This window comes from Geomonas terrae (assembly GCF_004791675.1).
Classification (GTDB): domain Bacteria; phylum Desulfobacterota; class Desulfuromonadia; order Geobacterales; family Geobacteraceae; genus Geomonas; species Geomonas edaphica.
Map to the genome: position 1 here is coordinate 431688 of NZ_SRSC01000002.1, position 16112 is coordinate 447799.

The window sequence follows — 16112 nt, forward strand, 5'->3', positions numbered from 1 at the left end:
TTAAGACCAGGACAATATCTCGCGGTGAAAAAGGAGGATGTCATGCAGAAATATCGTTGCACAGTGTGTGGGTACATCTATGACCCGGAAGTAGGCGACATCGACAGTGGTGTAGCTCCGGGGACTGCCTTTGAAGACATTCCCGAGGACTGGGTCTGTCCTGTCTGCGGCGTAGATAAGAGCATGTTCGAGCCCGCCTAACTTCGGAGTTTCCATGAAGACTGTCATCATAGGCGGCATTGCCGCCGGGTTGTCCGCGGCGAGCCAGATCAAGAGGCAGGAGCCGGAAGCCGAGGTTGTCGTGCTGGAGAAAAGCGGCGACGTCTCCTACGCCGCCTGCGGCATGCCATACAACCTTTACTTCAAGGAAAAGCCGGTGGAAAAGCTTTACGCGATGCCACTCGACACGATCCGGAAGGAGAGGGGGGTGGACTACCGGCTGCACCATGAGGTCACCAGGATCGACGCGTCCGGAAAGAGCGTTGAGGTGACCGATCTGGAGAGCGGTAAAAGCTACCGCGAAAGTTACGACTTCCTGGTCTATGCCACTGGAAACAAGGCGAACCGTCTGGATTATCCCGGCTTTGACAGCGAAGATGTCTTCTATTTCAGAACCCTGGAAGATACCCGCCGGGCAAAGTCTTTCCTCTACGGTAAACCTCCCGCCAAGGTATTGCTCATCGGCGCCGGTTACACCAACCTCGAAGTGGCCGACGTACTCACCAATATGAAACTGAAGCCGGTGATCGTCGAAAAGGCGGCCATGATCCTTCCCGCCTTTTGCGAGGAAGTGCGCGCCAAGGTGATGGAAAAGGCAGCCGAGAAGGGGATCGAGCTTCTGACCGGGGTGGACATCGAGGAGAAGGCTGGGCGAACAGTCCGCACCTCGGCCGGGACTTTTGAGGCGGACATGGTCGTAGTCGCCGCAGGTGCACGTCCGAACACCGCTCTCTTCGCGGCGGCAGGAGGCGAACTCGGCGTCGCCGGTGCCGTGAAGGTCGACCGTTTCCTGCGTACCAACCTGGACGGCGTCTTCTCCGGAGGCGACTGCGCGGAACACTACGTGCGGCAGCTCGGGCGGAACTCCTACTTCCCGCTTGGTCCCGCTGCCAACAAGCAGGGGCGCGTGATCGGCCAGAACATCTGCAACCCTGAAAAGATGACCGAGTTCTGGGGCGTCGACCAGACCGCCGTCTTCAAGTTCTTCGACTACACCGTCGCCACCACCGGCCTTTCGGAACTGCAGATGCAGACGCTTGGAAAGAACGTGGTCAAGGTGACGGTTGATGCCCCCACGCGCGGCGAGTTCCCCGGCGGCGGCACCATGCGTATCGTCCTTTTCTGCGAGAAGGGAAGCGGCCTCGTGCTCGGGTGCCAGATGGTGGGCGAGGACGTGGTGGCCAAGCGGCTGGACGTTCTCGCGACGGCGATCTACAAGGGCATGACCGTTTTCGAAGTCGCCGAGCTCGACCTTAGTTACTCCCCTCCGTACGCCCCGGTTTGGGACCCGGTTCTCGTGGCGGCAAACGTCGCCGTAAAAAAAGTCTGAGGAGACCAGCATGGCCAACAACAGCTACAACACCCTCTCCACGCTCAACGTCGACGGCAAGACCTACCGGTATCACTCGCTGACGGCTTTCTCGGCAAATTCCGGCATCGACATCTCGAAACTTCCCTACTCCATGAAGATCCTCCTGGAGAACCTGCTGCGCCGCGAAGACGGCGTGGTGGTGAAGAAGGAGGACATCGAGGCGGTGGCGCGCTGGGATGCGAAGGCGGAGCCGGACAAGGAACTGCAGTTCATGCCGGCGCGCATCCTGTTGCAGGATTTCACCGGCGTTCCCGCCGTCGCCGATCTTGCCGCGATGCGCTCGGCGCTCGACCGGCTCGGCGGTCGCCCCGCTGACATCAACCCGATGCAGCGCGCCGATCTCGTCATCGACCACTCGGTGCAGGTCGACCAGTATGGCAGCCAGCTTGCCCTCCAGGCCAACTCGGTCCTCGAATTCGAGAGAAACCACGAGCGTTACCAGTTCCTGCGCTGGGGACAGTCCGCCTTCAGAAACTTCAGCGTGGTGCCCCCGGCAACCGGCATCTGCCACCAGGTCAACCTCGAGTACCTGGCACAGGTAGCGCTGGTGAACACGGTGGACGGTGAGGATTGGGTGCTTCCGGACACCCTGGTGGGGACGGATTCCCACACCACCATGATCAACGGTCTTGGCGTTGTCGGCTGGGGCGTGGGGGGGATCGAGGCCGAGGCGGCCATGCTGGGACAGCCCTGTTCCATGCTGATCCCGCAGGTGGTCGGCTTCCGGCTGACCGGCTCCCTCAATCCCGGCGCAACGGCGACCGACCTGGTGCTTACCATCACCCAGATGCTCAGGAAGAAGGGTGTGGTCGGCAAGTTCGTCGAATTCTACGGCCCGGGCGCCGCTTCGCTCAACATCGCCGACCGCGCCACCATCGGCAACATGGCGCCCGAATACGGCGCCACCATCGGCGTTTTCCCGGTGGACGAGCAGACCACGGCGTACCTGCAGCTTTCCGGCAGGGGAAAGTTTGTCCCGCTGGTCGAGGCGTATTTCCGCGAGCAGGAGTTGTGGCGTTCCTCGGATCGCCCCGAGCCTGTCTTCAGCGACACTCTCGAGCTCGATCTCGCCGACGTGGAACCGTCCCTTGCCGGGCCGAGCCGCCCGATGGACCGCGTCCGCCTCAAGGAGGTGCGCGGCTCGTTCCGAAAGCAGCTCGTCACCCTTAAACAACAGGATGCCGCGCACGTCGACAAAGAGACCATGAACCGCTGGCTGGGTGAAGGGGGCTCGCCGGTCACCGTGGCACCCGAGCTCATGGCCGAGCACCCCGACAAGGCGCTTGGGAACCTTGGGCAATGCGTCCCGGTACGCCAGCCGGACGGAACGAGCTACAACCTCTGCCACGGTTCCATCGTCATCGCGGCCATCACGAGTTGCACCAATACCTCGAACCCGTCTGTCATGATTGGCGCAGGTGTTCTCGCCCGGAACGCGGTGCGCCGCGGTCTCCAGGTGCGTCCCTGGGTGAAGACGAGCCTCGCACCCGGCTCCAAGGTGGTCACCGATTACCTGGCCGCGGCCGGACTCACCCCGTACCTGGACGCCTTGCGCTTCCACCTGGTCGGCTACGGCTGCACCACCTGCATCGGCAACAGCGGGCCGCTCGCTGACCACATCTCGCGCGCCGTGGTGGAGGGGGACCTCGCCGTTGCCGCGGTCCTTTCCGGCAACCGCAACTTCGAGGGGCGCATCAACGCGCATGTGAGGGCCAACTACCTCGCCTCGCCGCCGCTGGTGGTCGCCTACGCGCTTGCGGGCAACATCAACATCGACCTGACCCGCGATCCCCTCGGCACTGATCCGAACGGCATGCCGGTCTACCTGAAGGACATCTGGCCGGACGACAAAGAGGTCGCCCAGCTCGTTCAAAGCTGCGTGCATGCAGAGTCATTCGCCACAAACTACGCGGACGTCTTCCATGGCGACGACCAGTGGCGCGGGCTCTCCGTCCCGAGTGGTGAGCTGTACCAGTGGCAGCAGGACTCCACCTACATCAAGGAGCCGCCGTTCTTCCTCGACCTGCCGGCACAACCGGAGTCGATCGCAGACGTCAAGGGTGCCCGCTGCCTGGCACTGCTTGGCGATTCCATCACCACAGACCACATCTCGCCGGCAGGTTCGATCGGCAAAGCCACTCCTGCCGGACGTTACCTGATGTCGCTCGGCATCGAGCCGAAAGACTTCAACTCCTACGGGGCGCGCCGCGGCAACCACGAGGTGATGGTGCGCGGCACCTTCGCGAACACGAGGATCAGGAACGCGCTGGTGGCCGGTGTTGAAGGTGGCGTCACCAAGCATTTCGCAGCAGGCGACGCCACCGGGACGCAGACGTCGATCTTCGAGGCGTCCGAGAAGTACCAGGCGGAAGGGGTTCCGCTGGTCGTCATCGCAGGCAAAGAGTACGGCACAGGATCTTCGCGCGACTGGGCGGCTAAAGGGACCAAGCTCCTCGGTATCCGCGCGGTCATCGCCGAGAGTTTCGAGAGGATCCACCGCTCCAACCTGGTAGGGATGGGAATCCTGCCGCTGCAATTCTTGCCGGGCGAGAATTACAAGAGCGTCGGCCTGGACGGGACCGAGACCTACGAGATCACCGGCCTCAACGCGCTGGTGCCCGGCCAGGAGGTTGAAGTATCCTTCTCCAGGGTCGACGGGAGCAGCGGATCCTTCAAGGTGCTCGCCCGCATCGACACCTCCAACGAGCTGGATTATTACCACCACGGCGGCATCCTGCCGTACGTGCTTAGGCAGTTCCTCAAGGCATAACTTCAGCCATTTAGCCAAATCTGCCGCTGGTTCCCTCTCCCTTTGGGAGAGGGTGCCCGGAGGGCGGGTGAGGGCGCTGCCGCGAAGTGAGAAATTGCGGTTGCCGACGCCCTCACCCTGGCCCTCTCCCAAGGGGAGAGGGGATAAGGCCCAATCAACTATCTGCCCTTTGACCATGCCGTCCTCGCGTCTGTATCCGATAGTTCCCATCTCGTTTCGTCCACAACAATTTCCCTCTTGACGACAATACCCCTGGGGGGTATGCTGGCTTTGCATCGATACCCCCTGGGGGTATTAAATGAAAGCCGGAGGGAGCCATGACTGACTCGCCTAAAGACAAGCTGACCACACGCGTCAAGAAAATCGCCGGGCAGGTGGCCGGGATCGAGCGGATGTTGGATGAGAAACGCTACTGCGTCGACATCCTTAACCAGATCGCCGCGGTCCGTTCTGCGCTGGATTCGCTCGGCGTGGAACTTTTGACCCGTCACCTGGAGAATTGCGTACTGGGGCAGGGGAGTGACAAGCAGCACGACAGCGCCAAACCGATGAGCCAGCAGCAATTGCTGGACGAAGTGAAGACGGCGCTGTCGCGTTTTCTGAAGTAGCAAAGAGGAGGAAATGGATATGTCGGAACAGCTGGTTTTACGCGATCCCGTCTGCGGCATGGACGTGGAGGAAACGGCGCAGTTTGAAGCCGTACATGACGGGATCACCTACAAGTTCTGCTCGGCAAGCTGCAAGGAGAAGTTCGTTGCCTCGCCGGAGACGTTTCTAAAGGAGGCGCCCACTGAAGTGCCGAAGTCCGCATCCGTAGCGGGTACGGCAGATCAGTGCGAGTTTCCCCTGCTGGGGATGAACTGCGCAGGGTGCGCCGGACGCATCGAGAAGACGCTGAACTCGACCCCGGGCGTCGTCACCGCCGCGGTGAATTTTGCGACAACGCGTGCAACGATCAAATACGACCCGCAGGCCACCGGTCCTGATGCCCTTAAGCAGGTCGTGCGCGACATGGGGTACGACGTGCTGGAAACGGGCGCAGGCGGCCAGGCGACCGACGAAGCCGAAATGCTGGAGGCCCAGACGCAGGTGCACGAGGCGCAGTATCGGAAGAACAGGACCAGGTTTTTCGTAGCGCTCGCCCTCACCATTCCGGTTGCCTTCCTGGCGATGGCGGGGCACGTGGTTCCAGCCCTGACCGACGCCCTTAACTTCCCCGGCCGCGCCTGGGTGGAACTCGCGCTCACCACGCCGGTTCTTTTCTGGGCGGGACGCGAGTTTTTCACCGGCGCCTGGGCTGCCGCAAGGCATCGCGTTGCCGACATGAACACCCTTGTCTCACTGGGAACCCTGTCCGCCTACATCTTCAGCCTCGTCGCGACCATAGCGCCCGAATGGCTCATGGCCGGGGCCTCCGCCGCAGATGGCGCGGCGGCCGGCCACGCCCACGGCATGGCGGCCCCGGTAGGCGTTTATTACGAGGTTGCCGCCATCATCGTCACCCTGATCCTCATGGGACGCCTCCTCGAAGCGCGCGCCCGCAGCAAGACAAGCGGCGCCATCCACGCCCTGATCGGCCTGCAGCCGAAGCTTGCACGCGTCGTGCGCGACGGCAAGGAACAGGACATCCCGATTGCCGAGGTGCAACTGGGCGATGTCATCGTGGTGCGCCCCGGCGAGAAAGTTCCGGTGGACGGCGAGGTGATCGAGGGGAACTCGTCCGTCGATGAGAGCATGCTGACCGGTGAGCCGCTGCCGGTGCAAAAGCAGACCGGGGACACCGTGATCGGCGCCACCATGAACAAGACCGGCTCTTTCCGTATGCGCGCCACCAGGATCGGCAAGGACACCGTGCTGCAGCAGATCGTCCGTCTGGTGCAACAGGCGCAGGGGAGCAAGGCGCCCATCCAGCGGCTGGCCGACCTGATCGCGAGCTACTTCGTTCCGGTGGTAATCAGCCTCGCCATCGCCACCTTCGTGGTCTGGTTCGACGTATCGCCGGCGGAGACCCGGCTCAACATGGCCGTACTCACCTTCGTATCCGTGCTGATCATCGCCTGCCCCTGCGCCCTGGGGCTCGCCACGCCTACCGCAATCATGGTCGGCACCGGGCGGGGTGCGCAAAGCGGCATCCTGATCAAAGGTGGCGAGGCTCTCGAGACGGCGCACAAACTTACCACCATCGTTCTCGACAAGACCGGGACCATCACCCGCGGCGTCCCGTCGGTGACCGATGTCGAAGCGAAGGGGATGGATCGTAGAACTCTCCTCCAGTTGGCGGCATCGGCGGAAGCGGGAAGCGAGCATCCTCTTGGTGAAGCGATCCTGCGTAGCGCGGAGGAGGAGGGAATCGAGAAGCTCCCTGTCTCCGGCTTCAACGCCATCCCGGGGCACGGCATAGAGGCCGAGGTCGGCGGCAAGAAGGTGCTGATCGGAACACCGCTGCTGCTTAAGAATCACGGCATAACCGTCGACACCACATCCGCACACGACCTGGCCGATGCAGGGAAAACGCCCATCTTCATGGCCGTAGATGGTGCCTATGCCGGCGTCATCGCCATCGCCGACCCGATCAAGGATGGTTCTGCCGGAGCCGTAAAAAGGCTGCATGAGCTCGGGCTGGAAGTGATCATGCTGACCGGCGACAACAGGCGCACCGCCGACTCCATCGCACGGCAGGTTGGGCTCGACCGTGTCGTCGCCGAGGTTCTCCCGGACGGGAAGGGTGAGGAAATCCGGAAACTGCAGGCGCAGGGCAAGGTGGTCGCCATGGTGGGCGACGGTATCAACGACGCACCGGCACTCGCCCAGGCGGACGTCGGCATCGCGATGGGAAGCGGCACCGACGTCGCTATCGAGGCGGCCGACATCACCCTCGTAAAAGGGGATCTAAACGGCGTCATCTCGAGCATCGCCCTGTCGCGGGCCACCATCGCCAACATCAAGCAGAACCTGTTCTTCGCCTTCATCTACAACATCCTCGGCATCCCGATCGCAGCGGGCATCCTTTACCCGTTCACCGGCTGGCTGTTGAGCCCGATCATCGCCTCGCTGACCATGGCGATGTCGTCGGTAAGCGTCGTAACAAACGCCCTGCGTCTGCGCGGGTTCACCGTGGAAAGGGGATAGATCATGGACACCGCACAGATCATCGTCACCTTGGGCGGCATCGCCCTGATAGCCTTCACCCTCTGGTTCTTTTTCGGCAAGAAGAGCACCAATCAACCTTCTTCATCGAAGAGCGCCCTCTATGCCTGCCCCATGCACCCCTGGATCACCAGCAGCGATCCCACCGCGGACTGCTCGATCTGCGGGATGAAGCTCGTGCAGGCCGACGAAGTCGGGAAGTAGCAAGACGGCCGTGTGTGGAATATTCCTCGGGGTACGTTGAATATTCTTCCGCGGCCTTGCCGCGTTTTTCCCTATCGTGTCAGGATGCGACGAAGTTTCGCCTACTTGAGACGGACCCACACGCTTGGCACGTACCTTGATAATGAGAAGGCCGGTAGTCGTTGGAAAGGATGCCGTGGGATACCACCTCCTCGGTCCCACGGCATCTGCCTCACCCGCCTCCGCGTACGCGCTTCGGCATCCTAAGGAAACCAGCAGTAACTCAATCGATCGATACCGCATCACGGAGACAAGATGAAACTGCACACCATCTCGATCAACAACCTGAAACGGCGCAAGGCGAAGATGGCTTTTCTCACCATCGGCCTCATGGTCGGCATCGCCACCATCGTCACCCTCGTCACACTGACCCGCTCCATGTCCAACGACATAGAACGCAAGATGGACGAGTTCGGTGCGAACATCCTGATTACGCCGCAGAGTAACGGCCTGTCCATGAACTACGGCGGCATCAGCCTGGGCGGCGTCACCTTCGACCAGCGCGAGATCAAGCAGGAAGACCTGGACAAGGTCCGCAAGATCAAGAACAACAAGAACATCTCTGCGATCTCGCCCAAGGTCCTAGGTGGCGTAAAGATAAACGGTCACGACGTACTGCTGGTCGGGGTTGACTTCGCAGCTGAACTGAAGATGAAGCAGTGGTGGCAGATCTTCGGCGCGGAACCAAAGGGTGAAAACGACATCCTGCTCGGCAGCGACGCGTCCAATACCCTGAACGCAAGTTCCGGCGACACCATTGAGATAAAAGGGGAAAAATTCAAGGTGGCGGGTGTATTGAACCAGACCGGCTCACAGGACGACTCGCTGGTCTTCGCCTCGCTCCCGAAGGTGCAGAAGATCCTCGGCAAGGAAGGGAAGATCACCATGGCCGAGGTGGCCGCACTTTGCTCCGGCTGCCCGATCGGCGACATGGTGAACCAGATCGCTGAACTGCTTCCCGATAGCAAGGTTTCCGCGATTCAGCAGGTAGTCGCCGGGCGTCTTAAAGCGCTGGACCAGTTCAAACGTTTCTCCTACGCCATGGCGGGCGTGGTCGTCTTCATCGGCTCCCTGATCGTCTTCGTGACCATGATGGGTAGCGTGAACGAGCGCACAACGGAGATCGGCGTCTTTCGCGCCATCGGCTTCAGGAAGAGTCACATCATGCGCATCATACTGCTCGAGGCCGCACTGGTTAGCATCCTGGCCGGGCTCCTTGGGTACGCCGCGGGTATGGGAGGTGCGAAACTGGCCCTGCCTTTCATGGCTGAAAGCAAGAACGCCCACCTGGTATGGGACACCACTATCGCGTTCGGTTCCGTCGGGCTCGCGCTTATCCTGGGCATTCTGGCGAGCCTCTACCCCGCGCTGCACGCAAGCAAGATGGATCCGACCGAAGCCCTCAGGGCTCTTTAAGAGGACGACATGGCTATCATAGAAATCAAGAACGTGAAGAAGCAGTATCAGACCGGAGCGGACCTGGTTGAGGCGCTGCGCGGAGTCGACATAACCATCGAGGCTGGAGAGTTCATCACCATCATGGGGCAGTCCGGTTCAGGGAAGAGTACCTTGCTGTCCGTTCTCGGCGGCATGAACCACCCCACGAGCGGCGATGTCGAAATGGCAGGCGTCAAGCTGTACCAATTGGGAAGCGAGCAGTTGGCCGACTTCCGCGCCCAGAACCTCGGCTTCGTGTTCCAATCCTTTCACCTGATCCAGTACCTCACCGCGCTTGAAAACGTCATGCTCCCGCTTGCCATCGTGAAGATGAGCACCACCCAGAAGAGGGATGCGGCGCGCAAGGCGCTCGAGCGGGTCGGTCTCGGTGCTAAAACGGACCGGCTTCCGAACCAACTTTCCGGCGGTGAGCAGGAGCGCGTTGCCATCGCCCGCGCCATCGTGAACAACCCGCACATCCTTCTTGCCGATGAGCCGACGGGGAACCTCGACTCCAAGACGAGCGAGGAAGTCATGGCGCTTTTCAGACAACTGAACGAGGCGGGGCAGACCGTGGTAATGGTCACGCATAACCCGGAGAACGGTGCTTATTCGGACCGCACCATACACTTAAAGGACGGCCTGATCAGCGATTAATTTGCCGGCCTTTCACGTTCCTCTGTCATGTGATGGCGGAGGGGCACGGCTTTAGTCTGAAGAATCTGGAGAACACTCTTTTCCCAACTGTGTGTTCTTCAGATTTTTCCTTTTATGCCGAGAAATATCAGGGTATTGCGTTAAATATTTCCCGGCGGTTGTATAATATTCCACGCCGACTGGCGAATATCCTTCGCGCACCGCACCGTACTTCAGTACTGAATTGCGCTAAGTCAGCATGTTACGTGCCCGGCACGATTCGTGTAAAGTCAAAGCTAAAGATATCGCCAAGTTTCCGGAGTCATCATGAAATACCGGCTATTTCCGCTGTACCTGTTACTGTCACTTCTGTTGATCGCTCCTGCGGTCCACGCCGACGCCACAAAGCCTGCCCCCGAAAACCTCGACCAACTGGTGCAATCCGCCCTGGAGAACAATCCTGAGCTGAAGTCTTCCTCTGCGCGGTGGCAGATGTACCGTAACCGCATCAAGCAGGCGGGAGCCCTCGAGGATCCCATGCTGATGCTGAAGATCCAGAACGGTGTCGTCACCGATCCGGTTAACTTCAAGCGCGACGGCATGACCCAGAAGGTGATCGGCATAAGTCAGCTGTTCCCCTTTGCCGGGAAACGGCAACTCAAGGAGGACGTCGCCGCCGCCGAGGCGGAAGGGTACCGCTGGAGCGTGGAGGAAAGAAAGCTTGAACTCACCAGGATGGTGAAGGAAACCTACTACCAGATCTATTCCACCGACAGATCCCTCGCGATCCTCGACAAGAACATCAAGATCCTCGACGACTTCATCACCCTGGCCCAGACCAAGTACTCGGTGGGGCAGGGGGCGCAGCAGGACATCTACAAGGCGCTCCTCGAGCGCTCCAAGATGCTCGACATGAAGATCTCCCTGGAACAGCAGCGCAGAAGCCTCGAGGTCAATCTCAACTCGCTGCTGAACCGTCCGCAGACCGCCAAGGTTGGCGAGATCAACGACTTCAAGCTCCCCCCGTTCGGTTACACCCCAGAGCAACTGCTCGACATAGCCGAGGATAGCCGCCCGCAGTTGAAAACGGTCCGTGCCCAGATCGAGAAGGGGAAGGCGGGGCGCCTGCTGGCACAGAAGGAATCCTACCCCGACTTCAACGTCTCCTTCGAATACATGCAGCGCGACAAGGCGATGGGGAGCGACGGCTCCGACATGTACTCGCTGGGCGTCACCTTCAACCTCCCGATCCAGAAGGCGCGGCGCCAGGCGATGGTGGCTGAGTCCACCTCCGAGGTGAGCATGGGCGACGCCGAACTCGCCGCCGCCAGAAACACCATCTCCTCCGGCATCAACGATCTACTGGCCCAGATGGACCGGCGCAGGAAACTGGTCGATCTCTACACCACCGGGATCATCCCGCAGGCCGAGCAGTCGCTTGAATCGGCCGTCATAGCTTACCGGGTCAACAAGGTTGACTTCCTGACCCTGCTCGACAACCGGGTGACGCTCTTCAACTACGAGCGCGAGTACTACGACTCCATGGCGGACTACCAGATGAAGCTGGCCCAGTTGGAAGCGCTGGTCGGCAGGGAACTCTCTTCCGCACCTCCGGTGCCTGAATCGGGCAGCGAGAGCGGACATGCCGCAGGGCACCAGTAATGTTATTTAATTTTCACCCACGAGGTACTTACCTATGAACAAAAGCTTGAAGGTCGCGGTTCCCATCATCCTGGTCCTGGTTGCGGCAGCGGGCGGCGGATACTACTTCTGGCAGCAGAAACACCAGGCTCCCGCGGGAAAGGATCAAACCGCCCAGGGGCCGGTGCTCTACACCTGCGCCATGCATCCCTTCATTATCAAGGACAAGCCCGGAACCTGCCCCATCTGCGGGATGCAGCTGATCAAGAAGGTCGAGGGAGCAAAGGCGACCCCGGAAGAGCAGAAGATGCTCGGTCATGTCTCCCTCTCGCCGACCCAGTCGGTCATGGCCAACGTGGCCACGGTCGCTGCCGATTACGCGCCTCTTTCCAAGGAGATCAACGCAGTCGGCATCGTGCAGTACGACCAGGCGAGGCAGGCGAAGGTGACCGCGTGGGTGGCGGGACGTATCGACAAGCTGAACGTGAACACGGTAGGCGCCTACGTATCCAAGGGAAGGCCGGTCGCCGAGGTTTACTCGCCGGACCTCGTTGCCGCCCAGCAGGAATACCTTCTCGCCCTGAGAAGCCGCGATCAGTTCAAGAAGTCGAGCATAGAGGCCATCTCGCAGGGGGGCGAGGGACTGGTCGCTTCGGCGCGCCAAAGACTCAAGCTTCTGGGCGTGAAGGATGCGCAGATCGCGGGGCTCGAGAAGGCGGGGCACCCCAATATCAAGCTCCCCGTCTACACGCCGCTATCCGGGATCGTCATCGAGAAGATCGTCCAGGAGGGGCAATACGTCAACATGGGTGATCCCCTCTTCAGCATCGCCGACCTCTCCAGCGTCTGGGTCGAGGTCGAGGTGTACGAAAACGAGTTTTCCTTCGTGAAGATGGGGCAGCGCGTCGAGATCGTCTCGCAGTCCTACCCGGGCAAGACCTTCGCGGGGCGCGTCTCCTTCATCTACCCCTTCCTCGACCCGAAGACCCGTACCGTCAAGGTGAGGGTGGATCTTCCGAACCCCGGGCTGAAGCTTAAACCGGACATGTTCGTCAACGCGAGCATCAAGGCGCCGCTAGGGAACGCTCTGGTGGTTCCAATCACCGCGCTCATAGACACAGGGAAGCGCCAGGTGGTCTGGGTCGAGTCCCAGCCGGGGATGTTCGAGCCGCGCGACGTACAGGTGGGTGCCCGCGTGGGCGACAAGGTGCAGATCCTCTCCGGGGTGAAGCAGGGCGAGAAGGTCGCGGCTTCCGGCGGCTACTTGATCGACTCCGAGGCGCAGCTTGCCGGCGGCTCAGGCGGAGGCGGCCACGAGGGACACGGCGGTGCCGCGGCTCCCGCTAAAGGGACTCCTGCCGCTCCCGGCGCGGGTGGCGGACACGAGGGGCACGGCGCCCCGGCCGCACCGGCCGCACCGGCCGCTCCCAAGAAAGGCGGCGGTATAAACATGGACGATATGAAGATGTAGTTGCCGGCATTCTATTGAGCACTGAGGTTTTACATGATTGAAAAGATCATCGAATACTCCGCCCGCAACCGAGTCATCATCCTGATGATGTTCGCCCTGGTGATCGCCTGGGGTGTGTGGGCCGTCTATAAGACGCCGGTGGATGCCATCCCGGACCTTTCCGACAACCAGGTAATCGTCTTCACCGACTACCCCGGCCGTTCGCCGCAGGTGGTCGAGGACCAGGTGACCTATCCGCTCGCCGTGAACCTGCAGGGGCTACCGCAGGTGCGCGCGGTACGTGCCTCCTCCGCCTTCGGTTTTTCCATGATCTACGTGATCTTCGAGGACAAGGCGGACATCTACTGGGCGAGGACACGCGTTCTGGAGCGCCTGAACTACGCCGCCTCGCTGCTTCCTGCAGGCGTGGTGCCGACGCTTGGCCCTGACGGCACCGGTGTCGGACACGTCTTCTGGTACACCCTGGAAGGGAAGGGGTACGACCTCGAACAGCTGCGCACGCTGCAGGACTGGTTCGTCCGCTACCAGTTGAACACCGTTCCAGGCGTGGCCGAGGTCGCCTCCATCGGCGGTTTCGTGCGCGAGTACCAGGTCGACCTCGATCCCAACCGCCTCTTTGCCTACAACATCAAGGTGGGGCAGGTGGCCGAGGCGATCAGGAAGTCGAACAACGACGTGGGGGGGAGGCTGCTCGAGCAGGCCGATGCCGAGTACCTGATCCGCGGCCGAGGCTACGTGAAGTCGACCGCCGACCTTGAAGACATCGTCGTGGGCGCCGACATGCGCGGCACCCCGATCTACGTGAAAAATCTCGGCACCGTGCAACTGGGTGGCGCGATCCGACGCGGCATGCTCGACATGAACGGGCAGGGTGAAGCCGTAGGCGGCATCGTTGTCATGCGCTACGGTGAGAACGCCAAGGACGTCATCGACCGGGTCAAGGAGAAGATCGTTTCGCTCGAGAAGGGGCTTCCTCCCGGCGTGAAGATCATGGTCTCCTACGACCGAAGCGACCTCATCGCCCGCGCCATCGACACGCTGAAGCACTCGCTCATAGAGGAATCGATCGTCGTCTCGCTGGTGATCCTCGTGTTCCTGCTCCACTTCCAGAGCGCGCTGGTCATCGTGCTGACCTTGCCAATCGCGGTGCTCTTCTCCTTCATCACCATGAAGCTCATGGGGGTGACGTCGAACATCATGTCGCTTGGGGGGATCGCCATCGCCATCGGCGTACTGGTCGATGCCGGGGTCATCATGGTGGAGAACTGCTACCGGCACCTTTCCGAGATGACGCCAGAGGAGCGCCAGGAGAAGCGCCTCGAGGTGATCATCACATCGGCCAAACAGGTGGGGCGCGCCATCTTCTTCTCGCTCGCCATCATCATCCTCTCCTTCGTCCCGGTGTTCATGCTCGAGGGACAGGAAGGGAAGATGTTCCACCCGCTCGCCTTCACCAAGACCTTCTCCATGATGGGATCGGCGTTCATCGCCATCACCCTGGTCCCGGTGCTCATGTACTTCTTCATGAAGGGGAAGATGCCGCCGGAAAGTTCCAACCCGGTCTCGAGCTTCTTTATAAAGCTGTATTCGCCGGTCATCAGGTGGGTGCTCAAGTGGAAGAAGACCACCATAGCGCTGAACGTAGTTGCTCTCGCCATCGCCATCCCGATGTTCATGAGTATCGGCAGCGAGTTCATGCCGCCTCTGGACGAGGGATCGCTCCTGTACATGCCGGTCACGCTCCCGAACGTCTCCATCAACGAGGCAAAGCGCCTGATCCAGGTGCAGGACACCGTGATCAATAGCGTCCCGGAGGTGGAGCACGTGCTCGGCAAGGTGGGGCGTGCGGAGACCTCCACGGATCCCGCGCCGGTCTCCATGTTCGAGAGCATCATAATCCTGAAGCCCAAGGATAAGTGGCGCCCGGGGGTAACCAAGGCGGACATCGTCTCCGAACTGGACGGGAAACTGCAGCAGATTGGTGTTAGAAACGGCTGGACCCAGCCGATCATCAACCGCATTAACATGCTCTCCACCGGCGTCCGTACCGACCTTGGGGTCAAGATCTTCGGCTCCGACCTGAACGTCCTGAAAGATCTGGCGGTGCAGGCAGAGGGGATCCTGAAGACGGTACCCGGTGCCGCCGACGTAGTCGCCGAGCGTGTTACCGGCGGCAACTACATCGACATCGATATCGACCGCGAGGCGGCGGCGCGCTACGGTGTGCAGGTAGGGGACATCCAGGAGGTGATCTCCACGGCGCTTGGCGGAGAGATGCTTTCCACCTCGGTTGAGGGACGCAACCGGTTCCCGATCCGCCTGCGCTACATGCGCGAGATGCGCAGCGACATACCGTCCATCCAGCGCATCCTCGTCTCCGGCATGGAGGGATCGCAGGTCCCGCTCTCGCTGGTGACCAAGTTGAAGGTTTCCACCGGTGCGCCCGAGATCAACAGCGAGGGGGGGCTTTTGCGCTCCATCGTCTTCCTGAACGTGCGCGGGCGCGACATGGGCGGCTTCGTGAACGAGGCGAAGACGGTTCTGGAGAAGCAGCTGAAGCTTCCCCCGGGGTATTACGTCGCGTGGTCGGGGCAGTGGGAAAACCAGGTGCGCGCGAAGGCGAGGCTGCAGATGCTGGTACCGGCAGGCATCCTGATCATCTTCATCCTGCTCTACTTCACCTTCCACTCGGCGCTCGAGGCGAGCATGGTCATGCTCTCGGTACCATTCGCACTGGTGGGCGGGGTCTACCTGGTGAAGCTCCTCGGTTACAACATGTCGGTCGCGGTCTGGGTTGGTTTCATCGCCCTTTACGGCATCGCGGTCGAGACCGGGGTGGTCATGGTCATCTACCTGCACGAGGCGCTCGACCGAAGGCTCCTCAAGGGGCCGGTCACCGAGCAGGATATCTACGACGCGACCTTCGAGGGGGCGGTCTTGCGCCTGAGACCGAAGCTGATGACCGTTGCCGTGGCGCTCCTCGGCCTCGTCCCGATCATGTGGTCCTCGGGAACCGGCGCCGACGTGATGAAACCGATCGCTGCGCCGATGATAGGCGGCATGATCTCCTCGGCGGTCCACGTGCTCATCATGACCCCGGTGATCTTCGTTCTGATGAAGAAACACGATCTGAAAAAGGGAAAACTGAAATACTCCGGGATGAAGCACTGACAGGG

Annotated in this window: 11 protein-coding genes; all 11 read left to right on the plus strand. The window is 61.1% G+C overall.

The genetic code is table 11. The features are described 5' to 3' along the window. Positions 1-42: 42 nt before the first annotated feature. The 11 genes from rd to E4633_RS09220 all read left to right on the plus strand — a co-directional run bounded on the left by rd (position 43) and on the right by E4633_RS09220 (position 16107). Entirely contained in the window at positions 43-201 is a 159-nt protein-coding gene (gene rd / locus E4633_RS09170) for a rubredoxin (protein ID WP_135869943.1), read from the plus strand. 13 nt (positions 202-214) lie between these two features. Further along, complete coding sequence (locus E4633_RS09175; protein WP_135869944.1) at positions 215-1549, plus strand: FAD-dependent oxidoreductase; 1335 nt, start codon at positions 215-217, stop codon at positions 1547-1549. 10 nt (positions 1550-1559) lie between these two features. Then, entirely contained in the window at positions 1560-4361 is a 2802-nt protein-coding gene (gene acnA / locus E4633_RS09180) for an aconitate hydratase AcnA (RefSeq protein WP_135869945.1), read from the plus strand. 317 nt (positions 4362-4678) lie between these two features. Further along, complete coding sequence (locus E4633_RS09185; protein ID WP_135869946.1) at positions 4679-4969, plus strand: metal-sensitive transcriptional regulator; 291 nt, start codon at positions 4679-4681, stop codon at positions 4967-4969. 19 nt (positions 4970-4988) lie between these two features. Next, positions 4989-7490, plus strand: coding sequence for a heavy metal translocating P-type ATPase (locus E4633_RS09190; RefSeq protein ID WP_135869947.1), 2502 nt, complete (start codon positions 4989-4991; stop codon positions 7488-7490). Between the two features lie 3 nt (positions 7491-7493). Then, on the plus strand, positions 7494-7712 hold the full coding sequence (locus E4633_RS09195) for a heavy metal-binding domain-containing protein (protein WP_135869948.1): 219 nt from the start codon (positions 7494-7496) through the stop codon (positions 7710-7712). Positions 7713-8006: 294 nt separating this feature from the next. After that, the gene (locus E4633_RS09200) at positions 8007-9167 is read left to right on the plus strand and encodes an ABC transporter permease (protein WP_135869949.1); all 1161 of its coding nucleotides are present in this window, start codon (positions 8007-8009) and stop codon (positions 9165-9167) included. A 9-nt stretch (positions 9168-9176) separates the two neighbouring features. Continuing rightward, complete coding sequence (locus tag E4633_RS09205; RefSeq protein ID WP_135869950.1) at positions 9177-9845, plus strand: ABC transporter ATP-binding protein; 669 nt, start codon at positions 9177-9179, stop codon at positions 9843-9845. 306 nt (positions 9846-10151) lie between these two features. Next, entirely contained in the window at positions 10152-11486 is a 1335-nt protein-coding gene (locus E4633_RS09210; RefSeq protein ID WP_135869951.1) for a TolC family protein, read from the plus strand. A 34-nt stretch (positions 11487-11520) separates the two neighbouring features. Beyond that, positions 11521-12936, plus strand: coding sequence for an efflux RND transporter periplasmic adaptor subunit (locus tag E4633_RS09215; protein WP_135869952.1), 1416 nt, complete (start codon positions 11521-11523; stop codon positions 12934-12936). A 33-nt stretch (positions 12937-12969) separates the two neighbouring features. Continuing rightward, positions 12970-16107 carry an efflux RND transporter permease subunit gene (locus E4633_RS09220; RefSeq protein ID WP_135869953.1) on the plus strand — a complete coding sequence of 1046 codons (3138 nt, stop codon included), beginning with the start codon at positions 12970-12972 and terminating at the stop codon, positions 16105-16107. The last annotated feature ends 5 nt before the right edge of the window (positions 16108-16112 follow it).